The 23,404-nt window shown below is 39.0% G+C and carries 19 protein-coding genes; 10 read left to right on the top strand and 9 right to left on the bottom strand.

Annotated features, from left to right (window positions below; all coding sequences use genetic code 11):
* Positions 1-156 precede the first annotated feature (156 nt).
* Both AAEZ00_RS01540 and gloA read right to left on the bottom strand, forming a co-directional pair.
* Positions 157-1,254 (bottom strand): alkene reductase, encoded by a 1,098-nt coding sequence (locus AAEZ00_RS01540; RefSeq protein WP_351075019.1) that lies wholly within the window; start codon positions 1,252-1,254, stop codon positions 157-159.
* A 13-nt stretch (positions 1,255-1,267) separates the two neighbouring features.
* Positions 1,268-1,654: a lactoylglutathione lyase gene (gloA, locus tag AAEZ00_RS01535; protein WP_101031265.1), complete on the bottom strand. Its 387-nt coding sequence runs from the start codon at positions 1,652-1,654 to the stop codon at positions 1,268-1,270.
* A 513-nt stretch (positions 1,655-2,167) separates the two neighbouring features.
* On the opposite strand from gloA, the gene AAEZ00_RS01530 reads away from it, so the two are divergent.
* From AAEZ00_RS01530 to AAEZ00_RS01515, 4 genes are all read left to right on the top strand, one after another.
* On the top strand, positions 2,168-2,578 hold the full coding sequence (locus tag AAEZ00_RS01530; RefSeq protein WP_101031267.1) for a cytochrome c3 family protein: 411 nt from the start codon (positions 2,168-2,170) through the stop codon (positions 2,576-2,578).
* Between the two features lie 20 nt (positions 2,579-2,598).
* The gene (locus AAEZ00_RS01525) at positions 2,599-3,837 is read left to right on the top strand and encodes an NADH:flavin oxidoreductase (RefSeq protein ID WP_351088136.1); all 1,239 of its coding nucleotides are present in this window, start codon (positions 2,599-2,601) and stop codon (positions 3,835-3,837) included.
* A 96-nt stretch (positions 3,838-3,933) separates the two neighbouring features.
* Entirely contained in the window at positions 3,934-5,034 is a 1,101-nt protein-coding gene (locus tag AAEZ00_RS01520) for a putative porin (RefSeq protein ID WP_351088134.1), read from the top strand.
* 75 nt (positions 5,035-5,109) lie between these two features.
* Positions 5,110-6,027 (top strand): LysR family transcriptional regulator, encoded by a 918-nt coding sequence (locus AAEZ00_RS01515; protein WP_351088132.1) that lies wholly within the window; start codon positions 5,110-5,112, stop codon positions 6,025-6,027.
* 441 nt (positions 6,028-6,468) lie between these two features.
* Here AAEZ00_RS01515 and AAEZ00_RS01510 read toward each other — a convergent pair whose 3' ends face one another.
* From AAEZ00_RS01510 to AAEZ00_RS01500, 3 genes are all read right to left on the bottom strand, one after another.
* Positions 6,469-7,176 (bottom strand): SDR family oxidoreductase, encoded by a 708-nt coding sequence (locus AAEZ00_RS01510; RefSeq protein WP_351075010.1) that lies wholly within the window; start codon positions 7,174-7,176, stop codon positions 6,469-6,471.
* Between the two features lie 95 nt (positions 7,177-7,271).
* Positions 7,272-7,433 carry a hypothetical protein gene (locus AAEZ00_RS01505; RefSeq protein ID WP_351088130.1) on the bottom strand — a complete coding sequence of 54 codons (162 nt, stop codon included), beginning with the start codon at positions 7,431-7,433 and terminating at the stop codon, positions 7,272-7,274.
* Positions 7,434-7,534: 101 nt separating this feature from the next.
* A complete protein-coding gene (locus tag AAEZ00_RS01500; RefSeq protein ID WP_124013113.1) occupies positions 7,535-7,987 on the bottom strand; it encodes a DUF302 domain-containing protein in 453 nt (150 codons plus the stop codon).
* Positions 7,988-8,787: 800 nt separating this feature from the next.
* On the opposite strand from AAEZ00_RS01500, the gene AAEZ00_RS01495 reads away from it, so the two are divergent.
* Positions 8,788-9,699, top strand: a complete 912-nt coding sequence (locus AAEZ00_RS01495; protein WP_502959312.1) for an LPD1 domain-containing protein — start codon at positions 8,788-8,790, stop codon at positions 9,697-9,699.
* A gap of 432 nt (positions 9,700-10,131) precedes the next feature.
* Here the strand turns inward: AAEZ00_RS01495 and AAEZ00_RS01490 are convergent, their stop codons facing one another.
* Positions 10,132-11,433 carry a Xaa-Pro dipeptidase gene (locus AAEZ00_RS01490; RefSeq protein ID WP_351088127.1) on the bottom strand — a complete coding sequence of 434 codons (1,302 nt, stop codon included), beginning with the start codon at positions 11,431-11,433 and terminating at the stop codon, positions 10,132-10,134.
* A 427-nt stretch (positions 11,434-11,860) separates the two neighbouring features.
* Here AAEZ00_RS01490 and AAEZ00_RS01485 point away from each other — a divergent pair, with 427 nt between their 5' ends.
* Positions 11,861-12,037: an LPD1 domain-containing protein gene (locus AAEZ00_RS01485; RefSeq protein WP_351088125.1), complete on the top strand. Its 177-nt coding sequence runs from the start codon at positions 11,861-11,863 to the stop codon at positions 12,035-12,037.
* A 147-nt stretch (positions 12,038-12,184) separates the two neighbouring features.
* Positions 12,185-13,306: a cysteine desulfurase family protein gene (locus tag AAEZ00_RS01480; RefSeq protein ID WP_351075002.1), complete on the top strand. Its 1,122-nt coding sequence runs from the start codon at positions 12,185-12,187 to the stop codon at positions 13,304-13,306.
* Positions 13,307-13,317: 11 nt separating this feature from the next.
* Here the strand turns inward: AAEZ00_RS01480 and AAEZ00_RS01475 are convergent, their stop codons facing one another.
* Genes AAEZ00_RS01475 through AAEZ00_RS01465 form a run of 3 tightly spaced genes read right to left on the bottom strand, consistent with a single transcriptional unit; the run spans position 13,318 to position 18,563 of the window.
* Positions 13,318-14,214 (bottom strand): phosphoadenosine phosphosulfate reductase family protein, encoded by an 897-nt coding sequence (locus AAEZ00_RS01475; protein WP_351075000.1) that lies wholly within the window; start codon positions 14,212-14,214, stop codon positions 13,318-13,320.
* Positions 14,207-17,614 (bottom strand): DEAD/DEAH box helicase family protein, encoded by a 3,408-nt coding sequence (locus tag AAEZ00_RS01470; protein WP_351074998.1) that lies wholly within the window; start codon positions 17,612-17,614, stop codon positions 14,207-14,209. The genes AAEZ00_RS01475 and AAEZ00_RS01470 overlap by 8 nt, the downstream gene beginning before the upstream one ends.
* Complete coding sequence (locus AAEZ00_RS01465; RefSeq protein WP_351074996.1) at positions 17,607-18,563, bottom strand: DUF4007 family protein; 957 nt, start codon at positions 18,561-18,563, stop codon at positions 17,607-17,609. The genes AAEZ00_RS01470 and AAEZ00_RS01465 overlap by 8 nt, the downstream gene beginning before the upstream one ends.
* A gap of 259 nt (positions 18,564-18,822) precedes the next feature.
* On the opposite strand from AAEZ00_RS01465, the gene AAEZ00_RS01460 reads away from it, so the two are divergent.
* The 3 genes from AAEZ00_RS01460 to AAEZ00_RS01450 are packed head-to-tail and all read left to right on the top strand — an operon-like array spanning position 18,823 to position 23,202.
* On the top strand, positions 18,823-20,475 hold the full coding sequence (locus AAEZ00_RS01460) for a DEAD/DEAH box helicase (protein WP_351074994.1): 1,653 nt from the start codon (positions 18,823-18,825) through the stop codon (positions 20,473-20,475).
* Positions 20,468-22,276 carry an ATP-binding protein gene (locus AAEZ00_RS01455; RefSeq protein ID WP_351074992.1) on the top strand — a complete coding sequence of 603 codons (1,809 nt, stop codon included), beginning with the start codon at positions 20,468-20,470 and terminating at the stop codon, positions 22,274-22,276. Before AAEZ00_RS01460 ends, AAEZ00_RS01455 begins: the two co-directional genes overlap by 8 nt.
* Entirely contained in the window at positions 22,276-23,202 is a 927-nt protein-coding gene (locus AAEZ00_RS01450; RefSeq protein WP_351074990.1) for a phospholipase D family protein, read from the top strand. The genes AAEZ00_RS01455 and AAEZ00_RS01450 overlap by 1 nt, the downstream gene beginning before the upstream one ends.
* The last annotated feature ends 202 nt before the right edge of the window (positions 23,203-23,404 follow it).

Here is a 23,404-nt window from a genome sequence, read left to right as displayed (position 1 = left end):
AGGGATGGGAAAAGGGGCAAGGCTCTTGGTCAGTCGCAATGATACGAGAAAACCAAAAGAGATGTCGTGAGTGATAGACTGCAAATAGGCACGAAGCGATACCAACCTAAGGTTAGAATCGCTCACCTGTTAACCTTAACTTGAGCTGAGGTTATATTAGCTTGGGCTGTATTTGGGGTAATCAGTATACCCGCGTTCACCACCACCAAATAATGTCTCTGGGTTGTGAGACGCTAATGGATAGTTATGCTTAATACGGTTTACCAGATCTGGATTGGAGACAAATGGTCGGCCAAAACCAATCATATCTGCTACACCAGCATCAATGGCCTGAGATCCATTTTCGCCGTTGTAACGTCCCGCATAAATAAGCACACCTTTATAAACGTCGCGAACCGTATCTTTAAATACTGTTGGCGTCTCTGGGGCATCATCCCAATCTACTTCAGCCACATGGATATAGACTACATTGAGGCTATTAAGTAATACAGCCGCGGCAATGTAGGTGTCTATCGGTGTTGCATCAACAGTACCATTTAGCGATGTGAATGGCGCAAGACGAACACCAACACGATCAGCGCCAATGGCCTGCGTCATTGCGGCAACCACTTCGCCAAGAAAACGCAAACGGTTTTCAATACTGCCGCCATATTCATCGGTACGATTATTCGCTTCAGAATCGATAAACTGGTTAATCAAGTAACCGTTAGCGGCGTGCAGTTCTATGCCATCAAAACCGGCTTCAATCGCATTTAACGCTGCTTGACGATACTCGCCAATCACATGCTCAATGTCAGCTTTGCTCATTTCTCGTGGTATGACAACATCAACAAAACCGGGTTCGTTACCGTTATCAACAAACACTTTTACATTTTCTGCCTTTAGTGCGGAAGACGAAATAGGTTGTTGACCACCGATATTATCAGGGTGAGACACTCGACCAACATGCCAAAGCTGGGCGAAGATAATGCCATTTTGTGCATGAACCGCTTCAGTGACCTTCTGCCATCCGGCAATTTGTTCTGCAGAATAAATACCTGGCGTCCATGCGTAGCCTTGGCCCATTACTGATATTTGGGTGCCTTCTGTAACAATAAGACCTGCTGATGCTCGTTGAGCATAATATTCAGCCATCATCTCATTGGGGACATTACCCGGTTGGGTTGAGCGCGAGCGCGTCATTGGCGGCATAACAATACGATTGTTTAAAGAGAGTTTACCGAGCTGTATTGGTTGAAATAGTGCATTGTTCATTCTGTATTCCTCTTTACTTGCTAATTTGGATAAGTTCAATTTGGTATCCATCAGGATCGACGATAAAGGCGATGTGGGTTGAGCCACCTTTTACCGGTCCTGGTTCACGGGTTACTTTGCCACCGCGTGCTTTAATGTCATTACAGGCACTATAAATATCCTCTACACCCAGCGCAATATGACCAAAAGCATTACCATGGTCATACTCATTGGTATCCCAGTTATAGGTTAATTCAATTGTGGTGCTGTCTGCTTGAGTGCCATAACCCACAAAAACTAAGGTGTAGCGGTAGTCTTTGTTTTCGGTTCTTTCTAGCACTTTCATACCCAGCACATTGATATAAAACTCAATTGATTTTTCTAGGTCAATGACCCTTAACATAGTGTGTAAAAATTTCATAAATCTCTCTTTAGACCGTCTTTATAGACAGTCACATTAAAACGCATCACTGAACTCGAAAGGAACAGTATACGTTGTGCGTATTGATGATGAGTTATTGCCGATGGGAACAATATACGCTAAAACAATGAGAACATTAAATTATGATAGTTTATCATTTTAATAATATTTTGTTATTAATTGGCTTCGAAAAATGAAATATCAAATGCTTTGCTACAAAAATTTCAAAAATAGTTTTGCCTCAAAAATGATATAAAAACAGAAAACCAACAATGTGATCACCCTCATAGTACAAGTGCAAACTGCCTTTAACATCACTAATAACCTCGAAAAAACCGCTCATTTTTGCGCATTTCCCCACGATAATACACAGTCCCATTAATTAGTTTTTATTAATTAAAACAGGATAGTAGCTTGTTATTTATTTCTGCAAAAGAGTATTGCGCCAGTTGCGTTGAAGCATCAATGAAGCCGTGATGAAATATTTTGGTCAAATAAACATTGGGAAGCATTATGAAAACCAGATTAACCATTGCTGCGATATTACTTGCAGCTATTTCGATGCCCGTCTTATCGGAGACGGTAAAACAAGAAGTACCGCAAGCCATTCTACCTATGCACGAAACATCCAAGCCGATTACGTTTGATCACTTGCGTCACGCACAAGTGGAATGTACTCAATGCCATCACCAAAACGAACAACGCGCAATGAGCTTTACCTCCTACAAATGTGCAAGCTGTCACTCTACCGCGAAGAAAGACAAGTCTGAAGATAACGCTTACTTCAACATCATTCATGGTCGTAAAGCACTGCCGGGTGATCTTGGAACTCGCTGTATGTCTTGTCATATCAAAGAGCAAAAGACCAGAAGTAAAGACAAGCCTAGCTTAACTGGATGCACAAATTCCGGCTGCCATAAATAATAATTTGAATTGAGGTAATTATGAGTATCGACCGTCGTACATTAATAAAATTTATGGGCATTGCTGCTGCAAGCGCATCAACCACAGTCGCATTTGGTAGTAATGCAAGCAGTGCAGCTCCCGTGTCTACACGCAAACTATTTGAAGAAGTTAAACTAGGCACATTAACCCTAAAAAACAGACTTATCCGTTCTGCTACGTCTCAGTATCGCGCCACTGTCGATGGTGATCCTACTGAAGATTTGATGCGCGTCCATCGCGAACTCGCTCAAGGTGGAGTTAGTCTTATCATCACCGGTCTGACTTACATAATGAAGGACGATCAATATGGCCAAGCGGGTACGGGCTTATATGATGACTCTCAGATCGATTTATATCAAAAAGTGGTCAAAAATGCCCACGATCATGGCGCTAAAATAGCCGTACAGTTAGCAATGGTTGGCCCACAGAGTGACTATCGTATTGACCACCGCGTAGTCTATGGCGCATCTAAAGTGCCACACCCTATTTATGGCACAGTGCCAAATAAAGTCATGACTAAAGATGACATTAAATTTGCCATTCAATCATTTATCGATGCCGCTCTCAGAGCTAAAAAAGCGGGTTTCGATGCCATTGAATTGCATTTCGCTCACAATTATCTAGTGAGTCAATTCTTATTCCCTTACTACAACGATCGAACCGATGAATACGGCGGCCCAATAGAAAACCGTGCTCGGTTTGCGTTTGAAATTTTAGAAGCCGTTCGTGGCGCAGTAGGTCCTGAGTATCCAATTATTGCCAAGGTTCATGGCCGTGATTACTTAGGCAGTCAAGCGGGTGGTAATACTCAAGATGAAAACCTATTTGTCATTAAAGGCTTAGTTAAGCGTGGTATTACGGCATTGGATATCAGTGGCGGTAATAAAGTGCGCGGAATGGGGGAGTTTCATCCTGAGCTTCAGGACGAGAAAGACCAATCCTATTTTGCCGATGATGCTAAATATATCAGCGAACATGTTGATGTTCCAATGATGGTGACTGGGGGCAATCGCTCACCACATCTAATGGAAAAAATCCTTGCTGAAGTTAGCAATATTGAAGCATTTGGTTTTGGTCGAACCATGTTATCTGAGCCTAATCTAGCCAACAACTGGAAACAAGATCCAAACCACAAGCCACGCTGTTTGTCGTGTAACTGGTGTATCGCCAACTATGGCACTCAAAAATCGCAATGTGTTCTCAATGTATCGCGCGCCTATATCCCTGCCGGGCATTAACTATTTAACCAATTTATTGAGTTGGTTTACCTAATTGACCGCATAAAAACTAATAACTCAGTGCGGTCATCAACATTCTTGATGGAAATATTAACGATGAACAAAACAAAAATATTTACCCTACTTGCTACCGCAACAATGTTAAGCAGTCCAGTCATAGCCGCAGATAATTATGATATTGGCGGCATGGTGCGCGCAAATTACGCTTATGTGGACTATGACGATGCATCTCAAGATAAACTCGGTGATATGAAATTTGAGGTTGCGGCAATTTCGTTTAACGGCGAAAAAGACGATTTTGGTGTCTCTATGGAATATCGCTTGAGAGCTGATTTTGATGCGATTAAACATGGTTTTGCTTACTACAGCCCTAATGAAAGCACGACTATCAGAGCGGGCATCGCCAAGGTTCCATTTGGTAATATAGGCTATATTTCTAACAGTTATTGGCTAAGTTTACAGTATTATGTTGGCTTTGAAGATGACTACGATAGCGGTTTTTCTGTTCAGTACGATGGCGATGGTTACCGCACCGATGTGGCTTTCTTCAAAGGTGCTGAAAACTCTGCATCATTAACCAATCGGTTCGCAGCCGATCTTTACACTGGTAATATTAATGGCACCGAGTACACCGCAGAGGAGTCAAATCAAGTTAACTTGCGTCAATCCTTCTTTGTTGACACTTTTGGTATAAAATCTACTATTGGTGCATCGGTTGAGTATGGGCAAATGTACGACAATGCTACCGGTAATAATGACAATCGTTATGCATATGCCGTTCATTATGACGGTACAATGGATGCGTGGAATGTGCAGGCTCAGTACCTGAAGTACCAATTTGATACCGCCACATCGGATCAAAATGCCGTGGCAATGAGCGTATGCGGTGGAGCTTATGAGATTGCATCAGAAGCCTCTGCAGTCACCGTCAATGTATCCAGAAAGCTTACCTCTGCTTGGGGTGATTTAAAAATCTACAACGACTTTAACGTATTGATGCCTGAGCAAGACGAATTCGATAATAGCTATCAGAACGTTACCGGTATCAGTGTTGCAAACGGGCCACTCTTTGCCTGGTTCGATTTTATTGTGGGCAAGAACATGCTTTGGTCTTCACGTAGTAATCATGTTGGCTTGCAAGATGCCTTTGGCGATTGGGACAAAAAAGTAAACATCAATCTTGGCTACTACTTCTAAGATAACAGACATAGGCCAATCCATGCGATTGGCCTAATTACTTGATAGGGTAGACATACTCGATAGGTTACACCGATGACAAAAGAAAAGATGTTGAATGAGTACGTAACCTTAGACGAGCTGCGGATTTTATTGGCTGTCTATAATTCAGGTTCTATAAGTTGTGCCTCTGTTGATATTGGTGTCATGCCGTCAACAATCAGCCGCAGCCTGTCGAGATTAGAAATTAAGCTCGGTACATCATTAATAATGCGTAACACCAGAAAGATTGAATTTACTGCGGATGGACTGAAGTTACTCGCCCACGCCAAAGAGATCACCGCATCAGTGAACAACATTGAGGATGAATTTAGATCTAATGGTGCGACGCCATCGGGTACCTTACGGATTAATGGTGCATCACCGGTATTAGTTCACCTCATCAGCCCCATTCTAAAGAAGTATTTAACCCAATATCCACAGGTCAATATTGAGTTACAAAACAACGAAGAGATAATTGATATTATTGAGAAGAAAGTAGATATTGCGCTGCGCGTCGCGCCACTGACTGAAAATAGCTATCAAGTTACTCACATAGGCTCGAGTAAACGACGTTTATTGGCCAGCTCAGAGTATCTTCGTCAGTATGGCTTTCCTAACTCAATAGAAGATTTAAACAATCACATATTACTCGGTCTTGAAGGCCCCTCGATCCTTAACACATGGCCGATTGAAGATGGTAAAAGCCACAACCTTCGGGTTTCTCCCCGTGTTGTAGCTTCTAGTGGTGAAGTGTTAAGAAAAATGACCCTGTCTGGCACAGGTATAGCGTGTATCACTGACTTTATGACCAAAGCAGATCGTAATAGCGGCAAGTTAATTGAGGTATTAAAAGATCAAACAATTGATGAAAAAAGAGAAATCAGTGCGGTGTGCTATCGCGGAACGAGCTCCTCTATCAAGGTGTTATCCTTTATTGAATTTTTGAAAAAGGAGTTACCCAGCCTGCTATAAGCTTTAATATTGATTTGCTGTCAAAGCATTACCAATACAGCGCGTTACCAGTCAACATTAAGGGTTTGTTGAATTAAGCCGCTATGCGGCAGGGAAAGATAAACAACATCTTAATTGTGTTAATGTCAATATAATGAACTGTCGATTTAATTAATGTTACCAATCTATGCTGGTTAACATACAGACATCATAACAATATCAAGGATAAACAAGTTAAAACAATATCTTCTCTATTTAAACCTTTAATGCATGTCGCGGGCAAACATCAATGCGCATTATCTAATGTTTAGGTGTATATCGGTCAATTTGTTAGTTATTTGCGTAACACAAACATCATCAGCACCATATTTGCGCACTAACAGACGCCCAAATTTCGACCCAAGGTATAAACGAATTACCAACATAAAGATTAGTGATTTGTTGTACGGATTGACGGGTTGATTAGAACGGCAGTTGCTCACCGCTAACATCATAAAACTGACCGGTATTGTGAATAGATAAATTGTTAATCACTTTGATAATCCTAAGCGCGGAATCATTAACCTTTACCTGTGCAGAGCTGCCGCCCATTTCAGTTTGCACCCAGCCAGGATGAACAGAGACCACCGCGACATTATCATCAACAAGTTCAGTCGATAAATTGATGGCTAGCATATTGGCTGCGGCTTTAGACATTCGGTAACCATACCAATCGACACCTTGTGGTTGTGATAGCGATCCCTTAGAAGACGAGATAATCGCTATTTTGCACAAACGTGTTTTATTCAATAGAGTTAGTAAACAATGGGTTAAAAATAATGGCCCGAGCGCATTCACTTTAAAACACATTTCAGCGTCAGCATAATCGATAGCATGGATACTGTGATTATCTCGATCTAAAAAGCCCGCATTATTAACAATTAAATCGAGACTAATATTTTGCTGACGGAGCTTATTCGCTAAGCGATTGATTGTTTCAGGACTCGTGATATCCATCGATTCAATGAATAATTTGTCAGTAAACTGAGCCTTTAAAGACATAAGATCAGTCTTTGTCGCGTCATCTCTACAGGTCGCTATGACGCTGCAACCGTTGACAAGATATTGCTCTGTTAACGCTAGACCAATGCCTCTATTCGCACCGGTGATTAATACCACTTCACTATTCATTAAAAACCTCTAAATCGATTGTTTTATCTAATTATTCTGATAACTTCTTCTGATAAATATAGATGCAAAATATAGATGTAAAACATTGATAAATATTATCTTGTCGTTGTGCCATTGTGGATGTAAATCGAAATGTTTATTCTGTGCTGCGATAGATAGAGTAATACCAACAATGCGGCAGTATTACGATCAACCACAATGGCTGAGTGATCATTGTCATGCTCTGCTTGTTCCTCGTATACTTGCTCTGAATTCATAAGCTGGTGGCTGTAAATGGGCGTTCAACATACTTGCGTGAACTACCTTGCTCAAACGACTTGTTCAAACGACTTAGCTCAAATGACCAGCTGCGAAGTAACTACTTGGACGTTGCAGCAATGCTTAATGTATTGAGAGCAGCCGATATTTTGTTGATAACCTTATCGCAGCCGGCAATATTATGACGCAGTTTAATGTACTTCGGGTTGTTATACGACAGCCAAACCTTGTTATCAACATCCTCGCTAATCAATACCTTTTGTGGCAAGTCAATTGCGACAAGTTGGTTACACTGCATCAATTGGGTACCGATGTTAGGATTTCCGAAAATTATCACTTCAGTTGGCCTCAGTGCTAAGTTCACTGCGGCGGCATTTTTTTGATGATCAATTCGGGAAAAAACCGTAAACCCTTTATCTTTTATGATTGTCTCAAACCTATCTGCCGTTTCTTTGGCCGAGTAATGGCTTTCAACAGTGATAAGGCTCTCTAACGCGTAAGCATGAGTCGAAGCGAATAAGACGGCAACGGCTAAGCAAATATTTCTAATCATAAAGTCACCTATTAGGTATGTTTGATGAATAGTGGCACTTCGGCATAAAACGCGGGCACAAGCAGCGTTATAAAAATAGTGATAAATTCTTAGCTCAGCATTTATTCTACGCGAGCACGATTAATATGAGTTAAGTTATGAGCTAAGTTATGAGTTAAGTTTCAGGCCACTTTATCAGCGCGTCCCTAATTTAACAGCAGTACCCAAAGTCATTATTTTGGACGAACCATCCATAACGTCCCGGCCAGGAATAGTTTCTGCCGTGGTATAAATCATAAATCCGCCATAAAAAATTAAATTTAAACCATCGTACTGCGAACAGGCTTAAATAGGAATTCAATTAGTGATACTTAAGTGCCCCCCCAATACTGTTGTTTACTCTTTAGGCTATCGCAATAAAGAGTCGCAATAAAGAGTCGTAATGTAGAGTCGTAATGTAGAGACGTAATGAAGAGACGTAATGTATACGATCCATCTAGTGCTGGTGGACGTAATATGCACCAATAAATTAACCTACTGATTATATATTGGTTTTTATTTAAACAGTTTCACGCAACAATGCGTAAATATGCATTTAAATGAATGGAAGTTAAAAATCTGTGCCGGGTAAGACTTTTATTTTTGCATAAACAAGAATATTTATTCGATTATTATGTGAGGCTAAGCCTTTTGGTTAAGGTGAGTATAGTGCCGTCATTTGGACTGCTCTTTAGACCGCTTTTCGGCATGTTTACGCTATAGACATGGTATGCACATGTTGTAAACTCAGCATGCTTTTTTTGTTTTACTTCGAGGTATGTTTGGCTTCACATCATTCTTTGCTTAATCATCAACGTCATTTTGAACGTATAGGGCCTGACTATCGTAATGGCGATTCGGTCAGTTTTCTCGACATCAAGCATACCTTTGGTTTGCAGCATATCCGTGTCGGTAAATGGGTTAATCGAGAAGAGTCTGCGCTTGCGGCAAATCTAATTTTTGATTCGTTAGCCGACTTAGCCAATATTCTAGGCGTGCCACCTGAGCTCATTGGCTTACGTGGCAGTTTACGCTTTGCCTTTGGTCATGGTGGCCAAAAGGGGGTTCAGGCACATTATTCACCAGCATATCGTGAGCTAGCCTTAGCTAAAAATGCCGGAGCAGGGGCGTTAGCCCACGAATTTTGGCATGCGTTCGATCATTACATTGCCGACAAAATGTTTATTGATGACAGTCTGTTGAGCCCAGATGCCTACATGAGCGCTGCTAATCGATATGCTTGTGCCACCGATCATTGGCTTGCCGACAAATCGTTAATTGCTCATCCGCTGAATCAGCAATTGTCTAAGTTATTCGAAATCACCTTTTTGAATGCCAGCAGCCAAGAGCCACACGGTTCATTACACGATGCTTCTTTACCAGATGTATCCTCATCACATGCTTCCTTACCACATGAGTACGTGCGGCGCTCAATCGCATTAGACAAACTGCAACGCAGCCAATATTTTGCTAAACCTACCGAAATGATGGCTCGCGCCTTTGAAGCCAGTATTGAAATGTATTCACAAGCCAATGCCGATATATCCAACCCTTACTTAGTCAACAGCACTATCAACTCCCCCTTAGCCAAACACGGCGCTTATCCAGACGGACAACATTGTGCTGAGATTTACCAAGCTCTATTGGCATATTTTGAACCTTTGGGAATAGCGTTTGATAAGCAGAACGGCTAAAACAGTCTTGAACGAGATAAAAGACCTTAAGCGAGATAATCGCCCAGAGTTGAATGCACAGTCTCGAATGAGATAAACAGCCTTGAGCGGAAGAAGCAGTCTTGAATCGAATAGCCTTGAGCGGAAGAAGCAGTCTTGAATCGAATAGCCTTGAGCTAGATAAGCCTGAACCGAAATGATCACTGTCATGAGATCGTGTAAGTACATGTCAAGTTTAGATAATAAAAAAGGCCCAGCTTAATAGCTAGGCCTTGGCGTTTTAGATTGGTAAAGGAATCGAAGCTTATTGCTAACGACCCATAATGAATAGCTTATATCTAGCTTGAAAAACAGCGCTAATGGCTTGCTTATAACAAATTACTCAAAACTAATTGCTCAAAACTAATTGCTCAAAACTCATTGTTTATAAAGAATGGCCTGTTAGCTAATGGTTTACTGTTTTTTATAAACCACGCCGTCTTTCATCACAAAGGTGACGTTTTCCATTAAGCTGATGTTATCCAGCGGATTGCCGTCTACGGCGATAATGTCGGCCAAGAAACCCGCTTTGATCTGGCCTACATTATCTTGTTTTAGCAGTGCGGCACTATTTACCGTCGCGGCCTGCAGGGCTTGAATAGGCGTCATACCAAAGGTCACCATGCGTGAAAACTGTTTACCATTGTCTCCATGGGGATAAATAGCCGCATCTGAACCAAACACCATCTTGGCGCCGGCCTTAACGGCTTTTCTAAAGCTGTCACGCTGGGCTTGTGACACTTGTTTTTCTTTATTGATATTGGCTTCTGGTACGCCATTGGCCGCGCCAAAGGCGAGGGTGTATTCAGTGTTGTAAATATCGCAAGACAAATAAGTGCCCGCTTTCAATGCCATGTTAATGGCTTCATCATCCATAAAACTACAATGTTCAATGCTGTCGATACCCGCGCGTATCGCATCTTTAATGCCGCTAGTACCATGGGCATGTGCGGCGATAACAAGGCCGCGCAGATGGGCTTCATCCACTGCAGATTTGAGCTCTTCATAGGTCATTTGCTGGGCGCCAACTTGGGTGCCTTTAGAAAATACCCCGCCAGTAGCACAGACTTTAATCGCATTGGCACCATATTTAATGTTTTCACGTACTTTAGTGCGTACTTCCCAAGGGCCGTCGGCAACACCTTGAGCTTTAGCGTGGGCTTCTGGTGCGGGGAAGTTATCATCGCAATGTCCGCCGGTAATGCCAATTGCATGTCCTACAGCCCAAATGCGTGGCCCAGGAATTTCGCCAGCATCTATTCCATCGCGAGTAGCAATGACGGAATAACCCGATGCGCCTAAGTCTCGCACTGTGGTAAAGCCTGCAAGTAAGGTTTTCTGGGCATTTTTAACCGCTTTAACGGTTTGTCTTGGCACTGAATAATTCATCGACTCTAAAAAGTTATCTTCAGCATCGCCAGATAAATGCACGTGCATATCCATTACCCCAGGCACCAGCGTTTTACCCTTGAGATCGACCAAGTTGTAATCGGCTTTATTGGTGATGTTTGCAGCGGTGGTAACCTTAATTATTTGATTGTCTGATACGATAATCGCAGCATCATTAACACTTTTACCTTTAGCAACGTCGATATAAGCATCGGCTAAGATCAGCGTGTCTTGGGCAAAAGCAGGGCAAAGAACCGAGGCTCCTAAGCTTAGGCTAAGGGCGATCTTAATCGCATTAATTTTATTATTTTTTAAAGGCGAGGCCATTTGTAAAAATCCTTGGTTGTTATTGTTAGGAGCCGACATTGTTTATTTTGCATCGTACTAGGAATAGCACTAGGAATAGCACTAGGTATAGCCAGCCCTTTCTCTGCTTAAACGTCTGTTTGCACATAGCTTAAAAAGCATACGAGCGATAAAGACTCGATTTTACAAAGCATATTAACAACTTGTTAACGTTACACGTAATAATTTGTGTATCAATTTGTATTAGCAGAAAGTAATAAAGGGCAGTTTAATGGGTGTAACGCGTTCTAATAACAATAAATCACCATCTCTAATTCGATTCTTACCGCCATTCATAGAGTTGCCACTGCAAAGAACCGCACGACTATGTGCGTCGCTCCATCTCACTCGATAAACATAAACGCTGCCATTACTTTGGCAAACCTACCTAAATGATGGCACGCGTATTTTGGTTGAAGCCTGCATTGAAATGTATTCGCAGGATTATGCCAGTATCTCCAATCCATACTTAGTCAAAAGCACCATTGACTCGGCACTTGTTAAACATGACGCTTATTCTGGCGCGCAGCGCTGCCATGAAATATATCAAGCGATGATGGAATATTTTGAACCTTTAGGTATATAGTTTTATAAGCAAAGCGGATGATGGTTTTTCAATATAATAAACACCAAAATTATGCTGGTAGATTGGTATGTTTTATTAAATTTTTCATAATCCTAGAGTTCAACATGTGATAATATTTAAACAAATAATTTACCGATAAATACTCTTATGATCTACTTTGATACCGCAGCCTCATATCCTCTATTGCCTGAAGTTAAAATTTCTCTGATGAATGCGTTTGAGACATTTTATGCAAATTCAGCATCCAGTCATTTGATGGGGTCTATTGTCCAGAAGGAAATTGATCAAGTAAGAGAAAAACTAGCGGATTCAATCGGTGCTTACCCAAGTGAAATTGTGTTTACCAGTGGCGCAACAGAATCAAATAACATCGCTTTTAAAAGCTTACTGTTAAGTGGTGACATCCCTGCAGGCAAAAACCATATAATCACCTCCACAATTGAGCACAAGTGTGTATTAGCGATATGTGATTATTTTAAATCGATTGGTTTTGAAGTCACTTATATTAAACCTAATGTGGATGGCATTATTTGTCCAAATGATGTCAAGGATGCTATTAACGAAAAAACGGCTCTAGTGTCAATCATGCACGTTAATAATGAATTAGGAACAATTAATCCGATTGGTGAAATTGGTAAATTGTGTTCTGAAAACAAAGTTATATTCCACTCAGATGCAGCGCAGAGTTATGGCAAAACAGAGATCGATGTCGATGATCTTAATATAGATGTCATGTCATTTTCCGCTCACAAAGTCGGTGGTCCAAAAGGCATTGGTGCGATCTACATACGAGATTTACGCCATAGAAAGCTTTTGCCGGTTATTCATGGCGCTGGTCAAGAGCAAGGCTTAAGAGGAGGAACAATTGCTGCGCCGTTGATTATCGGTTATGGCACCGCTATTGATTTTTTCCCGAAATATTACCAATTGTTTTCTGAAATGTGCACAAAAGAGTACTTAATTGAAGGGCTCACTAATGAAGGGATTGGCTTTAAAATAAATGGTCGAACTAAAATCTTACCTCATTGTTTATCCTTAACATTATTGAATACCAACGTAGCGTTAATGATCCGCGATAATGATCAAAAACTTAGCCTAGCACAAGGCTCAGCTTGTTCTTCAAAAGAAATCGAAGCTTCACATGTATTAACATCTTTAGGTTTAACGCGTGAACAAGCTGAAGATACTATTAGACTTAGTTTTCCACTTGATGTGACGTTTGAACAAATAGATACATTTATTAAAGCTGTAAAAAAAGCGACTAGATAGTCGCTTTTTATTTATTTGTAGCAGGTGACACAAGCTCCACCACCTTCGGCTTCATCGTATATGTCGTCTAGTTCCCCAAAATCACATACACCACCAAAATCACCTAACAAAGCATTGCTACGTTTCTTTTTATTAAAACGAGCAACTTTTTTCTCATGGTTTTCAATGATGCGTTTTTGTACTTCTGGATCTTCTAAAGTTTCAAGAGGTTGACCTTGGCCCATCCAATAAAAGCGCTCACCGGTAGTACTATTACTATCATCACCTTTCTCAAAAGCTTTCGCTTCTTCAAATAAAGTAGGGTGCTTTTCCATCAGCTTTACCCATTCAATTTTTCGCTGATAGAAGCAAAAAGTACAACCCGAACGTGAACGCCACTTGTAATATTCAGGAAGATCTAACCCATTACGTTGAAGGATATTTTCAATATCACTTCTAACAATGCCATGTTTTCTGAAAGGGAATACAGACTCAATAGGTTTCTCTATGGTCATGTATCCCGTTCTTTCAGGCTCGTCAGCTCGAATTCCGACGTAGTTTTTAATCTTATAACCGTCTTTAATAAAACTATCTAACCATTGCTCAAATGGTTTTAGTTTCATTTGCACGGTACACCAGCGATCACGTTGTGAGGGCAGGTAGTTACCGTGCTCTTTTAGCAAGTGTGCAAAGTCTTTTTCGCCACGACCTTCAATATTGTTTAATGATCGTGCATTTAAACGGTGAATATAACCCAGTTTTTCTTCAAGTTTATCAATAAACTCGTTGGTTTCTGGTAGCTCGTAGCCGGTATCAGTAAAGAAGTATTCAACTTCTAATTCGGGATACGTTTCTTTGACAAATAATGCTAAGGCGCTACTGTCTTTGCCGCCAGACAACCCTAGAACATGTTTAACTTTTTCAGTCATTAACAACCTCTGTTACGCTTTCACTTTGTTCCATCAAATTTGTTAGCATGTTAGTTAAAGCGGCCAATTGTTTCTCTTTAGATAAATCAGAGAAAGACGACTTTATTTTTTCTACAACTTGCAAAACGTCGCTATCCATTTCTAAATCGTACTGTATAAATCCACCAAATTCTTGATGCTTACCTTCACTATTGGTAGTGATGAATGCCAGAGGTTTTGAACTACCTTTGGTTTGTAAATTACCAAATGACTCAATACGTCTGAATTGAACACATAAATTTTGCAGTTCATCTAAGCCGTTACGCAGATGTTTGTCGGTCCAATTTCGTTCAGGAGCACCCGTTGCAAGATTAATAACAAATTCAAATTTACTCGGATTATTAATGCACTGACCTATTCGTTTAGCGAGCTCTTTGACATTAGGTCGCTTGGCTATGCCCTCAACAAATTTACAACGTGTTTTGAGATTGTTATTAAATTCTTCACCTAACGTCTCAATGATTATTTGTTTGAATCCATTATATAAAATATCATTTTGAGCGCTTAAATCTTCAATTGCAGTTCTCAGTTTATAACCCAATTGATCTTCTAAAGCAGGGTCGTTTTTGTCAAAACCAAACACAGCAGGCAAATCTTCTAAGATAAGTTTAAAAGGATCGCTAGCGCCAATGACTTTGTTTCTAAAGTCTCTTGCTTCTTTAGTTAATCCATTTTGTTGGCTACCACTAAAGCTCTCTCCACTAGTTTTTTTAACCCAAGATGGTAGCTTATGGACTATTCCAACAATGTGTTTTGCTATATTCAAAATAGCACTGTCAGTCTTAGTATTTCCAATTGTAGCTTGAGCTAAATTATCTAACAAATGACTCTGAATATCTGATATTTCAAAATATCGTACCGCAGCTTCATGTGGGTGCTTATAGATTTTATTAACCAATTCCTCATCTAATTCAGGAATAAAAATAAACTGATTAGTAGAATCCCAATCATAAAAAGCGATTTGTCCTTCAAGTGACTTTAACAGCGCTAATCCATAGATGCGACAAAGCCCAGTTGTTAAGCCAAAAGGTGGCAACATCCAACGTTCATATAATTGTGCGATGGATACATGTGCTGTGGTTGAATTCTTTTTTATAAAAGCAAAACCATCTTGCCAAAGTGCATACATCTTTGGATTAGCATCTATGGTTTCTTTACTCCATGTTTTGGGAAATAAATAACCCTCAGGAGTATAATTATGCCAACCCTTGCTCTTTAAACACGATAGATATAAGCCTTTCTCTGGAGGGAAGCTATTTTCATCGAAGCCTAAATCTTTTTGGTCCCCATTTACAAACATTGCATTCATCAATTTACGAATTGCACTGTTTGCACTACCAGAAGGTTTAGAGCGGTTAACTAACTCATTAATTACAATTGGTGCTTTGTGATAGATTTCTTCTGCAATTACAGACGCCAATGAAGTCAGAGGAGATGAGGGGGGTAATGGATTATTCCAATGCGTCCACTGTGCATTTTTGTAGATATGTTGCAGTTCTTTTTCTACATTTTGTTGTGCAAAGATGATGCGGTTTTCTAACTCGTTCTTGGCGATCAAGTCATGTGTAATTTTCTGCTCATCTTTAAGGATTTGCTTAAGTGCGATCAGCTCAATGGCCGCTGTTTGTAGAATACTAAAATCGTCATACTCACCGATAACGCAATGACCTAATTTTTCTGGATTTGATGCAATTTCTTTAAACATTTGCGTCACAGCGGGTGATACCGATAAAACAAACGTAAGGAAAGCCTCGCCTGTTTTCGGTTCAGTATTGAGCTGTTCAAGTAAAGATTTTTCGACTTTATTGATGAGCTTAGTTGTTGCCCATCTCATCGTGCCAGTTTTGTGATAGTGTGCCGTCGCTAATATATTTTGCGGCAAATCACAAACCGTTGTCCAATCAACACCTTGACTAACTGCTTCGACACGCTCACTTATCAATGTGTTGATATCGATATCACTACCTTGGAAAACAAATAAAGCATCATGTTTCTGTCGGTAAATAATGACAGTCCATGTTTGTAAATCATCTAATGCAGCAACAATTTCACTATTTTTAAACCCACGAGACACAAAATAGTGTTTTATGAAATCTTTCTTTGCATGAAGCTGATGATGAAATCCAAAAATAGTTAATAGTGCAATAACTTTCGTTATTGAAACATGAAGATCACTACCTTTTTGCTCCGCACGATATATAGCATCACAACCTTCCAACCATGCTTTACTATCATGCGATGTCACAATTAAGTGATGCAAATTATGGTGAAGGTAATCCCAATACATTTCTGGCCTGTATAAAACTAGGTCATCTTGAGGTTGTGTATAGTTATCTTCTAGAAACTCACGAAAACCATACTTCTCATGTGATGCGAGAAAACCGAATAAGCTACGCTCATTTTGTGAAAAACGGCGTCTTGAAACAGGACCTAGAAGTAAACTAACAATAGGATCAAGTGGTAGAGTATTGGTTAATGCATCAACATTTCGATGTTGACTAGCGAAAGCACTACTGACAGCATTGACTAACTTTGCATACTTGTTTTCTATTTTTGATGAAATTTCAGCTGAGCGAGTTATGGAGTCACCAACGAGGATTAATGATTCGTCAATTGATGGATTAAAACTTAGATCTCGATAGCGTCCCTGAACTTTGCTCCATTCTTGCTGCGTTTTTGCATCTTTATTTTTAGCGTAATCAGAAAACGCTTGATGTAAGAAACCTATCATCAACACAGGACGACTAGCTTGTTGTACTACGTCAGCTAATGCTTGAAATAAATGCAAATCTTTATTAGCGCGTGATTGATAATCTAAAGCCTTACCCATTTCATCTAGTAAGATTAATACGCCATCACCATTGCTTTGCGTTGAAGAAAGAACCTGTTTAATTTCAGAAAGACATTCATCATCATTTAAGTCTGTAATTTTATTCACATCGTGAGTTATACCAAGTGCAATATACAAACTTAGTAAAATACTGTTTGCTGGCGATTCTAAACCACAAACATGCTTAACTGTTTTCCAACCAATGTTGATTGCAAATCGTTTCTGAAATTCGGACGAGAGGATCGGCGATGATTGTAACTTTTCGGTAGCGTAATCGCGTAACTTAGTATCAGTAGACAATAAACATGATAAAAACAACGCGACTGTAGATTTACCTGAACCATAAGGCCCTGTAATGGTATATACCCTTTGTGCATTAGCATCGTATTCGCGACTGACGGTATCAAGCACATTAACGGCGGTACCATGAAGAATAAAATCGTCAATAAAGGACCGTAAATCTTCGCTATCACCATCAATACGGGTAGAGCTTTTATAACGTTGGTTGATAGTTATGAGTGATTCAGTCATTTTTAGTGCCATAATATTGATTCAAATAGTGAGTGCTATTGGTCTTTGCATATTCAGAAACGTTGACTTGCCTTAATCCTAATGAATCGACCCATGAAATATTGTTGTCAGTAAAGCCCTGAACTTCATCGAGTTTTTGACCTAATCCTGATTCAGACAACCGGAATATCCGACCGGGTGAGCAGGGTTTACTCAATAATGAGTCGAAATCAACAGTGCTGACTTTAGAATCTACAGTTTCAGTTTTAAAAAACTCAAGCAGGGCATAAGTAAATATTTCGATCGGCAGTTCAGGACGTTCAGCGAGGTTACTAATGTAAAAACCGCCACCGTTATCTTGTATCAAATTTAATTCAGACAAAGGTGAAATAAAATGGTCTTCATCTATGTTGATACTTTTTTTCGATGGAGTAGCTTTGAGCTTTTTACTATAGGTATTCAAAAAGCAGTCAATATCTTTCTTTATAGTAGAAATATTACCCAGCTCACTATCAACGAGTTTTTTTGCATCTTCAAAACAATCAGCGATGAGCTTTGTTTTTTCAAAATGTTGCACATTTGCGAAATTAAAAAAGTAACGGTAAGCCGTCAAATGTTCAACATTAAAATTTAACCAGAAATGAACTAACCAAATTGAGCCAGGCAGTTCTAGGTAAGGGTCTCTTCCATCCTCTAAGCTTTCACCACCAAAAAGATATTCGCCATTTTGTGACACAGAATGAGTAAATGAATTATTTGATCGTTCAGAATGAATCACGTTAGAAGCTTCAGCCCAATACTGAATAGCTTTAACCATATTTTTACCAACACCAAGTTCGACTATCGATTGACGAATGCTGTCTTCATCAGAACTTGAGAATTTACCATTTGAATTCAAATGATTAACTGCCTTGAATAGCCATCCATAGCGCAGAGGGAAAGTGTCATGACCTGTAAACTTAGCTTTCATCGCTTATTAGTGCCTCTGGAGAAATTGTCCAGAGGCGATACTAGCCTGATTTTCAAAATAACGAAAGAACTTTATCCTAAAGACTGTTCATTTGTACAGTGCATTTTTTAAAATATTTTTTTTTATTGTAGTAAACTAGTCAATACGGTAAATTCATGAATACAATGAACAATTATGTTGTTTTTTTGTTATAAGGGATCTTGTTTTAATCGACAAGGAATTGATTTAGCAGCTAGCTGCCGAAGAATAAAGGATTGTAATGCTAAGTAAGATTTTATCAAACTTTTCAGAAGACGAACTGTTAAGTTTTTTGCCTAAAGAGTCGATTCGATTTGCGCTTGATTTAGATGAGATAGACAACCAGATAAATGAAAATGCAAATTACAATAAAAAAAGTCTTGCTACAGTAGTTGCAAATGTAAAGCAAATCGATTTTGTTTTTGATGATAAGCTGCGTAAAAAATTGATTGAGAGGTTATCCCCCAATTTATTACTAGATTTATTCCCAGATTTTAATGTCACACCTACTCAAATAACACCTAAATACTATGATGCAGCGATTAGCTGGGCTGAACAAAACCAATTTGAATTCGCCCAAAAAATTGGCTTGTCTGACGTTTATCAGAGTCGACTTCAACAAAATGTAGATTTCACAAATATTTCTCGAATAGAACCCAATTATCCTCTATATCCCTATCAACAAGACATATCAAATCAAGTGCTTAATGAGTTTGATAACAATCATAAACGCGTTCTTCTTCATTTGCCTACGGGTTCAGGAAAAACAAGAACGGCAATGAATATTGCTGCTGAACACTTACGGCAATCTAATAAACATGTTGTTTTATGGTTAGCTGATAGAGAAGAGCTTTGTTCACAAGCTTATGCTGAATTTTCAACGGCATGGCAATCTCTTGGGAATAGAGCTACGACGTTATATGGATTTTATTCCAATTCCGATGAAAGTTTAGGAGGTATTGATTCAGGCTTTGTTGTGGCTGGACTGCACAAGTTTTTAAGTTTACGAAAAAACGACTCTCGACAGTTAAAACTATTATACAAAGAATTATGTAAAAAGGTGACCTTGGTAATTTTTGATGAAGCACATAAGGCCATAGCCCCAAAGTTTCAAGAAGTGGTAGATGATTTTATTGGTGATGAAAACTTCCATGCAAACTTATTAGGATTAACAGCTACACCAGGACGTAGTTATTCTGCCGATGGCCTATCGGAGGAAGACGAACGTTTATCAAATTTTTTTAATAATAATAAAGTTTCAATGAGAATTTCAGGATATTTGTCACCTATTGATTATTTAGTCGATAAAGGTTATTTAGCCAAAGCCAATTTTAAATCACTAAATTATGATTCATCAGCTATCTCTGCTTATGAATTAAGAGATGCTGGCGGTATTGAAACCATGAAAACACTAGCAAATAACATGAGTCGTAATAGACAAATTATTCAAACCATAATTGACGAATGTAATAATGGTGCACAAATAATAGTCTTTGCATGCACCGTGGAGCATGGCATCAATCTAGCGTCAGCTCTTGCCTACAAAGGCGTGAAGGCTGCTTCAATAGACAGTAAAAATGACACAACAGAAAGTCGACGAGCAAAAATTCAACAATATAAAAGTGGTGCTATTCAGGTGCTTGTTAACTTTAATGTATTAACTGCTGGTTTTGATGCACCAAAGACAAACGTTACTATTATAGCTAAGCCTATGAACTCTCTTGTTCAATATCTTCAAATGGCGGGACGTGCCATGAGGGGGTATAAAAGTGGTGGCAATAAAGAGTGCAACATTTATACAGTCATGGACAATATCCCAGAATTCCAAAGCGTAAGTATTGCGTTTAGCTATTGGAACGATATGTGGGTAGATAAGGAAGAACAAGATGAGTAATAGATTTTTAAGTGCAGAAACCGTGATTGAGTCTTTACGGGACAACGGATACAACAATACAGCTTATGCACTTGCCGAATTAATCGATAATAGTTTGCAGGCGACGGCTACAAGAGTTGAAGTAGGATTTATTGAAACTCAGCATAGTGAACGTAAGAACTATAGTGTCACAGAAATCTCGCTATGGGATAATGGTGTTGGCATGGATATTGACACCCTTCGAATTGCAATGCAATTCGGTGGTGGAAGTCATAGAAAAGATAGTGCTGGTATGGGAAAATTTGGTATGGGTCTACCGAATTCTTCTATCTCTCAGTGCAAACGAGTTGAGGTATGGAGTTGGCAAGGTGGTGGCAATCCACATTATACCTATCTTGATGTTGACGAGATGAAAAGTGGTTCACTTGAAACCATTCCAGAACCAAAAGAATTAGCAATCCCAATTCAATATGAAAAAGCTTTTTTTAGTAAAAGACCTGATTCTGGTACATTAATTATTTGGTCTAAACTTGATCGATTAAGCTGGAAAACAGGTAAATCAATTTATCGCCATTGTGAGCACCTTGTTGGCCGTATGTATCGTAATTTCATAAGTGATGAAAATATTAAGATTGAAAGCATTACATATAGAAAAGCAGGTATTGATAGATTGGATGTATGGGATCGTGATACTTTTAAAGCAAATGATCCTATGTACCTCAAGAAAAATACTTCACTATCTGAATTGCCTGGCCATTATAAAAATGAAGCTTTTTTTGAACAAATGGACCAGGAGATTATCTCCGTTGAGTATTTAGATGATAATGGAGATCCTAAACGTGATGACGTTACGATTACAACATCTATGGTAAAAAGAAATATCTCCAATTACATTTTGAAAGAGACTGTAGGTAAACTTGGTGGGACTGTTTGGGGGAAACATTGTAGTAAAAATGTCGGTGTTTCAATTGTAAGAGCTAATAGAGAACTTGTTATTCGAGACTCATTTTTAACGTCAGCATTGCGCGAAAGCAAAGGTAGATTTATTGGCATAGAAGTGTCTTTTCCTCCTAATTTAGATTCTGTTTTTGGTGTAACTAACAACAAACAAGATGCTGTAAGACTAATTCCTTATGAAATGAAAACAATTTCTAGTCAAGCGGGATTTGATTCTGAACAAGAATACTTGCGTGATCTAGAAGAGAATTCAGATTCACTTTTACAGGTACTAAAAGTTGTTACAGTAATAAAAAAACAAGTGTCCGCTCTAACCAAAGCACTTGAATCAATTAATGTAGAAGGCAAAGCAACGAAGGGCGATGATCCAAAAACGGTATCAGAAGGTGCAGCGTCGAAGGCTACTCAAGGCTCTGCAGTACGCGAAAGAACCGGACATAAAACAAATGAAAATTCAGAAATTGAATTGAATAAAGAAGATGTTGTAGAGCACTTGAAAACAACTGGTGGTATGACTCAAGAAGAAGCAGAGGAAAAAGCCGAAAGATTAATTCTGACAGGAAACCGATTTCTTATTGAAGATGTCGCACGTGATTCAGAAGCTTTTTTTGATGTATCAACAAGTAAAGGTTTAACTCTCGTATTACTTAATACAAATCATGTTTTTTATAAAAAATTAGTTACTAAATTAGGTCCTGATGAGCTTGAGGTATTGCAAACAACAATCGCAGGTTTCGCCCGTGTTATGAATGAAACTACTGATGAGAAACGTCATAATTATTTGAACTCGATTAGGCGTGAATGGGGTTTAGTTATTAGTGAGTTTTTAGAAGAACCATCAGATGAAAATACGGATGATTTCTAATGTCTAATTTGATCTCAAATAGTGATCTTACAATGCAGTTAGAGCGTCTTCTACCTAATTGCAAAGAGCTCACAATTATTTCAGCATTTATGACTCAACCAGCTACAAGCTGGTTGAGCCGTTTGACTTATCATAACAAACCGAAAGTCGAACTAATTGGCCGCTTTACTCCTAATGATTTTGCTCAAGGTGCAAGTGACATAAATGCACTACGCGAATGTATTAATAATGGTTTTAGTGTAAAAGCTTTATCCAATTTACATGCGAAAATTTATCAAATTGATCAAGAGATAATATTCAATGGTAGTGCAAATTTAACAGGGAAAGGTTTAGCTATTGTTAATAATAGTAATCTAGAATCTTGTAGCCGTGTTGAGGCTAGTGAAGCATCAAAAATATTTATTACTAAAATAGCTGAATCTGCAATTCCATTAACTTTGGTTACACTAGATAGAATGGATGCTTTTTTAAAGGAATTAAATTCGAACACAGATCAGCAATTACCAGTACTCTGGCCAGAAGAAATTTTATCTAATTCTTCTGAGTTATTTGTATCAGATTTTCCGTTAGGCCAACCAGGTAAAATGGTTAACGAATACATGCTAAATCCATCACTTTCTTTCGCTCAAATCGAAAATATAAAAGATAACTATGCTGATGCGGAAAAAATATTCAAACAAAGCAAAGCTTATCAGTGGATAAAAAAACAAATCAAAAACAACAAAAGTGATCGAGATTTAGGGTTTGGACAAATATCAAGCCTCCTTCATGATGTGCTAGCTGATGATCCAGGGCCATACAGACAAGAAGTAAAAAACTTACAAATTAACCTTTATTTATATTTAAAGCTTTATGCAACTGATGAGGTTGAAGTATATGTACCAGGTAATAGAAGCGAAGTAATTAAATTTAAGAATGAACTATAGAGAATCCGCAATGGTAACAGTAGAAGAGTTGTTGGAAAGGTCCGGTGAGTCAGGGTTGAGTGAAATTGTAAGTAATTCACTTCTTGAGATTAATTTCTAAATGTTAATACCTAAAATATTCGGAACTGCTCAAGCTATAACATGCTTATGTAATAATTGATAAGCATACAAATGGAGATGTAATGCTTATTTATATCGATGA

The organism is Shewanella sp. S1-49-MNA-CIBAN-0167, assembly GCF_040310145.1.
Classification (GTDB): domain Bacteria; phylum Pseudomonadota; class Gammaproteobacteria; order Enterobacterales; family Shewanellaceae; genus Shewanella; species Shewanella psychromarinicola.
This window is presented reverse-complemented; position numbering and strand designations above follow the sequence as displayed.

Coding starts and splice junctions, on each gene's coding strand:
- AAEZ00_RS01540 (WP_351075019.1), bottom strand. CDS start 1,254: ATGAACAATGCACTATTTCAACCAATACAGCTCGGTAAACTCTCTTTA.
- gloA (WP_101031265.1), bottom strand. CDS start 1,654: ATGAAATTTTTACACACTATGTTAAGGGTCATTGACCTAGAAAAATCA.
- AAEZ00_RS01530 (WP_101031267.1), top strand. CDS start 2,168: ATGAAAACCAGATTAACCATTGCTGCGATATTACTTGCAGCTATTTCG.
- AAEZ00_RS01525 (WP_351088136.1), top strand. CDS start 2,599: ATGAGTATCGACCGTCGTACATTAATAAAATTTATGGGCATTGCTGCT.
- AAEZ00_RS01520 (WP_351088134.1), top strand. CDS start 3,934: ATGAACAAAACAAAAATATTTACCCTACTTGCTACCGCAACAATGTTA.
- AAEZ00_RS01515 (WP_351088132.1), top strand. CDS start 5,110: ATGACAAAAGAAAAGATGTTGAATGAGTACGTAACCTTAGACGAGCTG.
- AAEZ00_RS01510 (WP_351075010.1), bottom strand. CDS start 7,176: ATGAATAGTGAAGTGGTATTAATCACCGGTGCGAATAGAGGCATTGGT.
- AAEZ00_RS01505 (WP_351088130.1), bottom strand. CDS start 7,433: ATGAATTCAGAGCAAGTATACGAGGAACAAGCAGAGCATGACAATGAT.
- AAEZ00_RS01500 (WP_124013113.1), bottom strand. CDS start 7,987: ATGATTAGAAATATTTGCTTAGCCGTTGCCGTCTTATTCGCTTCGACT.
- AAEZ00_RS01490 (WP_351088127.1), bottom strand. CDS start 11,433: ATGGCCTCGCCTTTAAAAAATAATAAAATTAATGCGATTAAGATCGCC.
- AAEZ00_RS01480 (WP_351075002.1), top strand. CDS start 12,185: ATGATCTACTTTGATACCGCAGCCTCATATCCTCTATTGCCTGAAGTT.
- AAEZ00_RS01475 (WP_351075000.1), bottom strand. CDS start 14,214: ATGACTGAAAAAGTTAAACATGTTCTAGGGTTGTCTGGCGGCAAAGAC.
- AAEZ00_RS01470 (WP_351074998.1), bottom strand. CDS start 17,614: ATGACTGAATCACTCATAACTATCAACCAACGTTATAAAAGCTCTACC.
- AAEZ00_RS01465 (WP_351074996.1), bottom strand. CDS start 18,563: ATGAAAGCTAAGTTTACAGGTCATGACACTTTCCCTCTGCGCTATGGA.
- AAEZ00_RS01460 (WP_351074994.1), top strand. CDS start 18,823: ATGCTAAGTAAGATTTTATCAAACTTTTCAGAAGACGAACTGTTAAGT.
- AAEZ00_RS01455 (WP_351074992.1), top strand. CDS start 20,468: ATGAGTAATAGATTTTTAAGTGCAGAAACCGTGATTGAGTCTTTACGG.
- AAEZ00_RS01450 (WP_351074990.1), top strand. CDS start 22,276: ATGTCTAATTTGATCTCAAATAGTGATCTTACAATGCAGTTAGAGCGT.